This is a genomic window from Bartonella melophagi K-2C, from assembly GCF_000278255.1.
Taxonomy (GTDB): domain Bacteria; phylum Pseudomonadota; class Alphaproteobacteria; order Rhizobiales; family Rhizobiaceae; genus Bartonella; species Bartonella melophagi.
The window spans coordinates 1-9,805 of the sequence record NZ_JH725086.1; the positions used below are offsets into that span (position 1 = coordinate 1).

The 9,805-nt window shown below is 36.2% G+C and carries 9 protein-coding genes, 1 tRNA gene and 2 pseudogenes; 4 read left to right on the plus strand and 8 right to left on the minus strand.

The genetic code is table 11. From position 1 onward, the window contains the following. From ME3_RS07275 to ME3_RS06315, 3 genes and pseudogenes are all read left to right on the plus strand, one after another. Positions 1-174 (plus strand): annotated as a pseudogene (locus tag ME3_RS07275) (lambda exonuclease family protein); the annotation flags it as partial. A gap of 121 nt (positions 175-295) precedes the next feature. Then, entirely contained in the window at positions 296-535 is a 240-nt protein-coding gene (locus ME3_RS06310; protein ID WP_007478076.1) for a hypothetical protein, read from the plus strand. A 2-nt stretch (positions 536-537) separates the two neighbouring features. Beyond that, positions 538-1,581 (plus strand): tyrosine-type recombinase/integrase, encoded by a 1,044-nt coding sequence (locus tag ME3_RS06315; RefSeq protein WP_007478077.1) that lies wholly within the window; start codon positions 538-540, stop codon positions 1,579-1,581. 77 nt (positions 1,582-1,658) lie between these two features. On the opposite strand, the gene ME3_RS06320 is transcribed toward ME3_RS06315, so the two are convergent. The 5 genes from ME3_RS06320 to ME3_RS06340 all read right to left on the minus strand — a co-directional run bounded on the left by ME3_RS06320 (position 1,659) and on the right by ME3_RS06340 (position 5,491). Next, positions 1,659-1,732, minus strand: a tRNA-Gln gene (locus tag ME3_RS06320). A 91-nt stretch (positions 1,733-1,823) separates the two neighbouring features. After that, positions 1,824-2,582, minus strand: coding sequence for an iron ABC transporter ATP-binding protein (locus ME3_RS06325; RefSeq protein ID WP_039952709.1), 759 nt, complete (start codon positions 2,580-2,582; stop codon positions 1,824-1,826). Then, complete coding sequence (locus ME3_RS06330) at positions 2,579-3,529, minus strand: iron chelate uptake ABC transporter family permease subunit (protein WP_007478079.1); 951 nt, start codon at positions 3,527-3,529, stop codon at positions 2,579-2,581. Before ME3_RS06330 ends, ME3_RS06325 begins: the two co-directional genes overlap by 4 nt. After that, positions 3,522-4,478, minus strand: coding sequence for an ABC transporter permease (locus tag ME3_RS06335; RefSeq protein WP_007478080.1), 957 nt, complete (start codon positions 4,476-4,478; stop codon positions 3,522-3,524). Before ME3_RS06335 ends, ME3_RS06330 begins: the two co-directional genes overlap by 8 nt. Before the next feature lie 92 nt (positions 4,479-4,570). Further along, complete coding sequence (locus ME3_RS06340; RefSeq protein WP_007478082.1) at positions 4,571-5,491, minus strand: siderophore ABC transporter substrate-binding protein; 921 nt, start codon at positions 5,489-5,491, stop codon at positions 4,571-4,573. A 184-nt stretch (positions 5,492-5,675) separates the two neighbouring features. Between ME3_RS06340 and ME3_RS06345 the strand changes: the two genes are divergently transcribed. Further along, entirely contained in the window at positions 5,676-8,318 is a 2,643-nt protein-coding gene (locus ME3_RS06345; RefSeq protein ID WP_007478083.1) for an autotransporter outer membrane beta-barrel domain-containing protein, read from the plus strand. A 191-nt stretch (positions 8,319-8,509) separates the two neighbouring features. Here the strand turns inward: ME3_RS06345 and ME3_RS06350 are convergent, their stop codons facing one another. From ME3_RS06350 to ME3_RS06990, 3 genes and pseudogenes are all read right to left on the minus strand, one after another. Beyond that, the gene (locus ME3_RS06350; protein ID WP_007478084.1) at positions 8,510-9,067 is read right to left on the minus strand and encodes a biotin transporter BioY; all 558 of its coding nucleotides are present in this window, start codon (positions 9,065-9,067) and stop codon (positions 8,510-8,512) included. After that, a complete protein-coding gene (locus ME3_RS06355) occupies positions 9,067-9,720 on the minus strand; it encodes an energy-coupling factor transporter transmembrane component T family protein (RefSeq protein ID WP_007478085.1) in 654 nt (217 codons plus the stop codon). Before ME3_RS06355 ends, ME3_RS06350 begins: the two co-directional genes overlap by 1 nt. Beyond that, positions 9,717-9,805: pseudogene (locus ME3_RS06990) on the minus strand (ABC transporter ATP-binding protein); the annotation flags it as partial. The gene ME3_RS06355 and the pseudogene ME3_RS06990, both read right to left, overlap by 4 nt.

The following is a 9,805-nucleotide window of genomic DNA, read 5'->3' on the forward strand; positions in this document are numbered from 1 at the left end:
TGGTGTGATTTTGTCAGTTTCAATCCCTTGTTTACTGATCAAGCAACTCATTTGCGGGTAAAGGCTCTACGCATCTTACGCGATGAGGAACAGATTGAGCGCATCAATAAAGCCGTCGAAGCATTTTTAGCAGAAATAAAACAAGATATGCAATTCTTCACACAAGCTGCTTAAACCTACAGGGGGCGCTGTTTGTTCTCCTTCCCTAAGCGCCCCCACAAAGCTTCAATCACTTTTCAACACATGCACTCTTCTCACAACAGGTGAGGTGTACTCAAATTTAAGGAAATTTAACATGGCTCATTGTCACCCTACCATAACACAGCCAGCCATTGCTCGCGCTTTACGAGAGGCTAAAAAGCAAGGTTGTGAGTTAATTGAAATCAAACCAACTGGTGAACTCTTAATTTATCTTAAAGCAAGAACAACGTCATCAACTAAAGACTGCAATCCCTTTAGCATTGATGATTTTCCTCCATTGGAAGATGAGCAGGAAGAATATACTTGCCGTTCTGTTGACGGTATTAAGTTCTAGTCATGCCTAAACAGCGGCCTCCTCACCTTGTCAAAGAAATCACACGCCATGGGAAAACCATATGGTATGTGCGTATCGGGCATGGTCAAAGGCGTAGAGTGCGTGGAACCTATGGGACACAAGAATTTGTTGATAATTACGCACTTGCTCTCAAAGAAGCACAAAACGGCCTTCCAAGACAAATAAAACGCACCAGACTTACGGAAGGTTCTTTTGATTGGCTGTTGCACCAATATTTGCAAAGCATGCAATGGCACAATCAAGCTGAATCAACCAAAAAAGTTAAGCAAAGAATCCTAAATAATATTTCTCAACATATTGGTACTTGTTCTTATAAAAGCATAGAAAAACAGCATATCCTTGATGCAGTAGAAAGAAGACGTGAGACGCCTGCCGCTGCAAGGCATTTTTTGACAGCCTTAAATGGTCTTTTCAATTGGGCAGTTGATAATTCTCTTTTACACAGGAATCCTGCCTTTAATATCAAACCACCAAAATCCTTTAATACAGAAGGTTTTTCTCCATGGTTAGAAGAAGATATTGATAAATATTGTCAACAATGGCCGCTTGGAACGCATGAACGTGTATGGATTGATGTCCTTCTCTACACAGGTTTACGAAGGGGAGATGCTGTACGCATCGGTTGGAAAGACGTAACAGATAATATCATTCATTTAAAGACGGAAAAAAGTAAATTCCAAACAGATGTTTTTCTTCCTATTTTACCTGAATTAACGAAAACTCTTCAAACCGGTCCCATTGGCAATGAGACATTCATTTGTGGGAAAGGGGGTAAGAAACTGACCAAAGAAAGTTTTGGCAACTTGTTTAGGAAAGCTTGTAATGAAGCGGGAATAAAAAAATCAGCTCATGGTTTAAGAAAATTAGCCGCTACAAGAGCTGCCAATGCAGGCGCTACCGTTGCACAACTTAAGGCAATTTTTGGATGGACCGAAGATGACATGGCATCTCTCTACACAAAAACTGCTGATAGAAAACGACTCGCTATAGAAGCAATTAAAAAGCTTCAAAAAGGTGCAGGATAACACATAAAAAAACTTAATAGAATCAATGGAATCAAAAATCCCTTACCTTTACATAACCCATTGATTTTATTGATATTTGGCTGGGGTACCTGGATTCGAACCAAGATTAACGGAGTCAGAGTCCGCTATTCTACCATTAAACTATTCCCCAACATGCAACTTTCATTGTTTCTAGCAGATTTTTGTTTCTATCAGATTTTAAAGTGTGTGCAAGTTTAAAAGAAGAATCTTAATTCACCAAATTATTGATAATAGAGAGCTATGGGCACATTATTAATTGTTTTTACTTGAATATCCATATCATAAATCTCTTTGAGAATTTCCGGACGTATAATTTCTTTTGGGTTGCCACAATAAGCTGCTTTACCATCTTTGAGTGCAACAATCATGTCTGAATAAGATGATGCAAAATTGATATCATGCATAACAAGAAGAATGGTTTTTTTTAGTTCATTGGCAGTACGACGTAATTGCTTCATTATGGAAACGGAATGTTTCATGTCAAGATTATTCAATGGTTCATCTAATAATACATAATGAGTATCTTGACAGATGACCATTGCAATAAAAGCTCGTTGACGCTGTCCCCCAGAAAGTTCATCTAGAAATCGTGTTTTTAGATCTTGTAAACCGAGATATCGGATAGCACTGTCAATGAACTGTTTATCTTCATTATTATACCGACCTTTCGAATAAGGATAGCGTCCAAAGCTCACTAAATCATATACGGTTAAACGGACGGATAAAGGATTATCTTGGCGCAAAAGTGAGAGTTTTTTAGCTAAAATATCATGGGGAGTTTTATAAATATCAAGACCATCGATGTTAATTGTACCTTTATCACTTGGCAGAAGACGTCTTATCATCATTAAAAGAGTTGATTTTCCCGAACCATTGGGACCAATAAGAGAAATAATTCCCCCCTTTGGTAGATGAAGGCATAAATTATCAATAACCAATCTGGCTCCATAAGTTTTGGAAAGATGATTGATTTCAATCATTTGAATTTTCCCTTCATCAACAAAGTTAAGAAAACAATTCCACCACAACATTCAATAATAAAACTCAAGCGTCCTCCCATATTTAAGAATTGTTCTAAAATAAATTGACCACCAACCAAACAAATGATAGCCAATAATATTGCTATCGGCACAACAACACTGTGTTTTGCCTGAGGTGATAATTCATAAGCCAAATTAGCTACCAACAATCCAAAAAATGTGACTGGCCCAACAAGTGCTGTCGAAATGGATACAAGAATAGAAACAAAAATGAGAATAACTGTAGCACTTTTGCTGTAATCAACTCCAAGATTAAAAGCAGCGTCATGTCCGAGAGTAAGAACATCAAGCAAGTAATGCAAGCGCCAACCAATTAAGCTAATGATGAGGACAATGATTGTAGAAAAGCTTACTAATGATGTATTTAGTTTATTAAAGTTCGCAAACATGATGTCGGTTAAATTCATCATTTGATCTGGGTTGAGTTGTAATTGCATAAACATACGCAAACTGAAAAAAAATCCGCCTAAAACAACACCAATTAATAAAGTGAGATGAAACCCTCTAAGGTTTCCTGAAAATAAAAAGTGAAAAAGACTTATTGAAAAAACAATTAAAATAAATGCTTCAAAAATAAATTGTCCTTCTTCGTTTAAAAAGGGTAAAGAAAGAGAACCAAGATAATAAAGGGTAGTAGTTTTAATTAAAATATAAAGTTGATCAAACCCCATAATAGAGGGTGTAAGAAGACGATTGTTAACAATTGTCTGAAATAAAACAGTAGAAACAGCTATTGTATAAGCAATAAGAAAAAGAGAAACTAATTTTGTTAAACGAAATATCCATGTATAAATAGTTATGTTCCATGTCATATAAAGGCTGCTTACAACACATGCTATGACAATAAGCGTTGTTAATACGAGAATAGTTGCTTTCTTTTTACCCAAAACGTTTTCTCCAGTGTAAAAGAAGCAAAATGAAAATAAAGCTGCCAATAACACCCATCATTATGCTGATAGGAATTTCAAAAGAGTGGTGAATAATTCGCCCTAAAAGATCGCAAATTAGTACCATTCCTGCGCCGCTAATTGCTACCCAAGGAGCACTACGGTGCATATTGTCGCCTCTGTAACTTGAAACGAGATTTGGAACAATGAGTCCAACAAAGGGAATACGACCAACTGTGCAGATAACCACAGCAGTAATTAACGCAATGATAAAGAGCCCCCACAACATGACTGCACGATAATTGAGGCCAAGATTGTTGGTTAAATCTTCTCCAAGACCAGCCACTGTAAAGCGATCGGCAGTAAAGTAGGCAAGTATGCATAAAGGAAGGGATAACCATAACAGTTCGTATTTTCCATCAAGAACCATTGAAAAACTACCAAACAAATAAGCTTGAAGGGAAGGAAGTAGCATTTCATAATCGGCAATAGCGTTGGTTAAGGAACCAATAATATATCCCAGCATAATTCCTATAAGTGGTACAATGAGGATAGATTTTAAAGGGATCTGGCGTAATAAAAACATAAAGAGTAATGTGCCAGCCATGGCAAAAGTTGTAGCAACAACCATTTTCCCAAGAACAGGCATATTGGGAACAAAAATCATAATAAAAAGAATACCAAGCGATGCAGATTCGACAGTTCCAGCAGTTGAAGGTTCAACAAAACGATTACGCGTAAGAAGTTGCATAATCATACCTGAGAGTGCAAGTGCCATGCCTACTAAGAGCACTGCAACTGTGCGGGGAATACGTGTTTGCCAGAAAAGAAGCCACGCATTCGGATCTCCTGACAATAAGCTAGAAGGTGTTACATCGGAATAACCAACAAAAATACTTATGACAGAAAGTAAAGCAATAACTATTATGGCTATCCAGTAACTTTTCATACTGAACTTCCTTTAAGAAATAAAAATAGCAGAGATTAAAACAACCTCTGCTCTTAAATTTTATTTTTATGGTAAGCAAGTTATTTGTAAAATTATTTACTTTTTGCAAAAGCTTCGTTGAGTTGTTGTGCTGCTTCATATAATCCGGTTAGACCACCACTTGCTCGATACCAACTCCAAGAATCCAAATAGATGATCTGATTTTGTTTCCAAGCTGTTATACGGTGAATAAGTTGATTGTCGAGAAGTTGTGCTGCAGATTGTCCTTCTCGCCCGATTGCAGCATCGCGATCAATAACCAATAACCAGTCAGGATTTGTGTCGAAAATAAATTCAGGGGAAATGAGTTGCCCATGCTTTTGTACAATCAATTTGTCTGTTGCAGGAGAAATTCCAAAACTAGAATGAAGGATATCAAAACGTGATTTGGGGCCCAAAGCGCTTATCTTTCCACCAGAGGTCATGAGTATTAGCCCTTTACCTTTCCCTTCGGTATTTTTGCGAACTTTTGCTAATATCTCATTGAGTTTAGTGATTTCTTGTTCAGCTTCTTGTTCTTTGCCAAAAATTTTTCCAAGAATAGTGATATTGCGCTCGATGTCTTTAAGAGAGTTTTCATTTCCTACTGTTAAGTCAATAGTTGGGGCAATTTTTGATAAATCTTTATATTTGAATTGAGTACGTGAAGAGATGATAATAAGGTCAGGCTGAAAGGTAGCGATTTTTTCATAATTTGGTTCAAAAAAAGTACCAATTTTTTCATAACGTGCATCATCAAAATGTTGCAGATATACAGGCTTTTTACCTTCAGGAACACCCACTATTACATTGATACCAAGATGGTTCATATTGTCAAGTGATGCAAGATCAAACACTACAACTTTTTTTGGAGAAGTGGAAATAGAAGTAGAACCTGAAGCATGCTCAATGGTTATATTTGCCCAAGAAAAAGTCGCAAAACTCATTATTGCAGTCAAAATAGACGCTACTCGTATTATATGTTTTGGAATCATTATTTTATCCTTTTCCTTTAAAATACTAGAACCCATAATGAGACTTTTTTACACACAATTAAAATAAAGCATACTACATAAGGCACATTATGTTGTAAAACAGCTCAAAATATGTTATGGGCCCTTTCTTGGTTATTTAGTATTTTTGTAAATTATTTCTATTTATTTCTGTCGGGATAATCAAATGATGATTACAGTGCTTAAAGACCGTAGGTGTTTGTGTGTTTTTACAGTAAGTGTTCTTTGTTTTTTTCAAAATATAGATGTTAATGCAACCCAATCTATGCGCGTACGCGCTTTGTTACAACAAAGACAATCTTTACAAGAAAGAAAAATTGATGCAGGAAGTGAGACTGTGATTATCACCAATGTGGACTCCGAAAATCCTTACCATGTTATATCTAAAATAATAGAGCAAGCGATGGTAGGTACTAGACAACAACCGATGAGTATAATACAAAATACTCAAGTTAAAAACTCGCTCGAGCAGCTTAAGGTTGATAACGGTGGAATGATTGCAATAAGTGACGGAGTAGTTCATACAAGTTCTCGGGAAATAATGAATGTGGCTGTTATATCAGCCAATACAGGTTCAAGTATTAGTTTGGTTAGAACAGATATTAATGTGCTGGGAAATCCTCAATTTAATGATCGTAATAGTGGTTTATTTACTTCTTCTGCTGCCACAAGTACGATGAATGGTGGGTCGATTGATTTTATAAATGGGACAGGTGTGAGATCGTTTTTAGGAGGAACTACTGATTTAGATGGAGTGAAAATTAGTGGGCATGGTAATAACACAGACAGTATGAAAAATAATATGGCTTTTCATACAAGTCTTGGTGGTTGGATTAATTTTAGGAATGGTAGTGTTGATGTTATTCGTGCACACGGTTTTTTAATTGACAATGCGCCTTTTGATCTTTCTGCAAGGGGAGGTATAGGTGTATCACCTATCAAACCTAGGATTAGTAAGGTTAATGTTGAAAATTCAACCATCATAGTGAAAGGTGAAGCATCTTATGGTGTATTCTTCCACAGAAAACAAACCCAAGAAAGAAGGCAAACAGCTGATTTTTTATCGGGGCTTGTTTCCTTTAAAAAAACAACTCTCCTTGTTCCAGATAATACGGCTATTTATAGTTATGGAACTGAAGGTCATATTGCCTTATTAAACTCAAAGATTTCTGGCGATTTATTATTAGAAGCTAAAAATGGATCTTCTGTAACAGTTATGGCTGATGCTTCTTTACTAAGTGGTGGTGCTCGCGTTTTTGATGAAAATACTGGTGAACTTTATTTAACTAACGGTTCGAGATGGATTATAACAAGAAGTAAAACTCAAGATCCACAGTGGTCATCTGTTGCATATGTGATGATTAAAGATAGTGCTATTGTTTTTGAAAGACCAACTTCAGACGATTATCAAACACTGCATATTGGAAAAGGATCAGGTGAGGTTTACAATGCAAAGGGTGGTGGTGCACAGATTTATCTTAATGTATCTTTGGAAGGTGGTAGTCAGTCGAGTGATCAAAAATCTGATCGAGTTTTGATTTATGGTGATGTTTCTGGAACCACTACGGTTCATGTGCTTGGTATGTCAGGTCATTTAAGAGAAAAAGTGAACACAGGTAAAAATGATTCGGGTATATCAATTATACAGGTTTCTGGAAAAGCAAAGCAAAATTCTTTTGTACTAGATTCTGATTATGTTGTGCTGCCTAATTTCCCTTATCAATATCATCTTATTGCATATGGTTCTGGTTCTGAATTTGGGAAAGCGGATCCTCGGCAAAGATTGGTTGAAGGTAAGGGAGACTTTTGGGATTTCCGTCTTGAAAATAAATATATCAAGTTTGGAGTTAAAGCGGTTGTTTCACAAGTTCCAACTTATCTGCTTTTGCCCAATGCTTTATTCTATGCTGGGCTGATGGATATCAACAATCAAACTGAGCTGTTAGGAACAATGGTGACATTGTTTGATCCATTTTTTAATGGAAAGCCGGCTTTTTTCATACGTGGTTATGGTGGTAGTCACAACTACACTTCTGACTTGTCTACTTTAGAATATGGTTATGGTGGCAAGTTTGGTTATCACGCAATAGAAGCGGCTACTCTTTTGAATAGATTAGAGAGTGAACAGAGCAGTACATTTATTGGAGTTATAGGCACTTATGGTGAATTATCACTCCAACCTCAAGATGTTGAAAAAAGTAAGAAAAGCAATTTTGATCACTGGTCTGTAACGGCTTATGCTAGTTTGCAGCATAATACGGGGTTTTATGTCAATGGCCTTTTATCTTATGGCTTATCTCGAGGAGATGTAGAAACACTTGCACGAGGTAAAACAGCAAAAATAACGGGCAAGCCACTGCGTGCAGCTTTGACAGGTGGTAAGGCTTTCTTGACTGGATATGAAGGCCTTGTTTTTGAGCCACAGATGCAGCTTATCTATCAATATTTGATGTTTAATTCCGCTCGGGATATTGGTGGTTTTGATATTAAAATGGGATCTCCTAGCCAATTAACAACGCGTTTGGGTGGGCGTCTTACCAAAGAACTTACTGGAATAGAAGAAGAGAGTTCAGTATCCTTCTATGGCAAGCTGCATCTTATGGGCAGCTTTGGAGGTAAGCAGTTTGTGCAATTCAAAGATACATTCCAATTAGGTGCGTTTGGTTCTTCTATGGAAGCAGGTGTGGGTGTGCAGGCTCAGTTGTCGTCTCAAATAGCTCTGCATGGTGATGTGGTTTATCAGCAAAAATTAACCAAAGCTGGTTTTTCGGGAAGTACTTTCTCAGGGGGGCTACGTTATCGTTTCTGATCTATATTAATGTTATATCAAGAGGTTGTCTTGTGGGTATTTTAATTCTTTGATAACGTAAAGCTACACATCAATCTTTTTATTCAACGTAATATCAATATTGCTTAACTTATTAATTAAAGCAGAATTTTCTTAGAGCATAAATAAAGGTATAGTGGTAAGAATAACTAAAATATATTTTTGAGGTAACTTTAATACTCTTCTTTTGAATGAATCAGAGGAAAAGATTTTTTAATCGTAATTGCTATAGAAGATGCAATTAAAACTTTCAAAAAACCGCCCACTAAAAAACCTAATGAGCTCATCAAAGCTGCTAGCAAAGAAATCTTAGCAACATAAGCTAGCCACAATACTCCAAAAAGGTGCACAATCCCAAAACCACCTATAATATTTATGATTACTAATGTTATAAAATTTAACCGTAGCCAAAGCAATTGGACCATAAAGCCAATAAAAAATGCAGCAATTGGAAAACCAATCAAATAGCCACCTCCCGCTCCTAAAAAGCTACCAATGCCTCCACGTCCACCAGCTAATAAAGGTAGACCAATGGCAACAAGTAAGAGAAACAATACTGATGCTAAAGCCCCTCTTTTTGCCCCAAGTATAGATCCAGCTAACATTGGCCCCATAGATTGAGCGGTAATGGGAACCCCATTTAAAAAGGGGAGAAAAATAGGAGGAAAAAGACCTAAAACTGCATAAAGGGCAACAAATAGAGCAATATAAGCCAGATCTTTCGTATTCATCAAACTATTCTTTCAATATGAGTATTCCCATCATCCTTAGAAAGTGTATCATCAATATTACTATCATAAGAACGAGCTTCTAATGCTTCAGCAACCTCTGAAGCCATTCTTATTATCCGTATAATTACAGGTATTGCAAGAGCTATAATATTTGTATCTAATCCACGCGCTTTTTGTGCCTCACGTACTTCGTTGAACTTTTCACTAACAACTGGAATAAATCTGATTGCCATAGATAAAATCATACTCAATTTTGATGGATTAATACCAAAGCGTCGGAAAGGTTGAAGTCCTAATTCAATTGAATTCATCATATCAGAAACTTTTGTTGTAGATGAGATAAGTGATGCTAGAGGAATAAGAATGATAAAATGCAATATAACTTCAAAACCTTTTAGCCAATTATTAAAAATAGCTTGAAAAATAAATATAAAAATTAAAAACAAACTTATCAATTTAAGCTGTCTTATCATATTGCTCAAAGGAATCTTAGCAATTCTATATAATAAAACCACTGATAATAAAAACAGGCATAAAATAGATATAGATGAAACCATAGATATAATGGTTCCACATACAATAAGAAAAAGTAGTTTAACTCCTGGTGGAAGCTTATGAATAAATGTATCCCGTGGAAGGTATAGACTGATCATGACATTTTCGTTATATATTCTTTGATAGCCACAAAAGGCACGTCATCAACAACTATTTCCCCTTTATCAAAGACTAATACTCTAT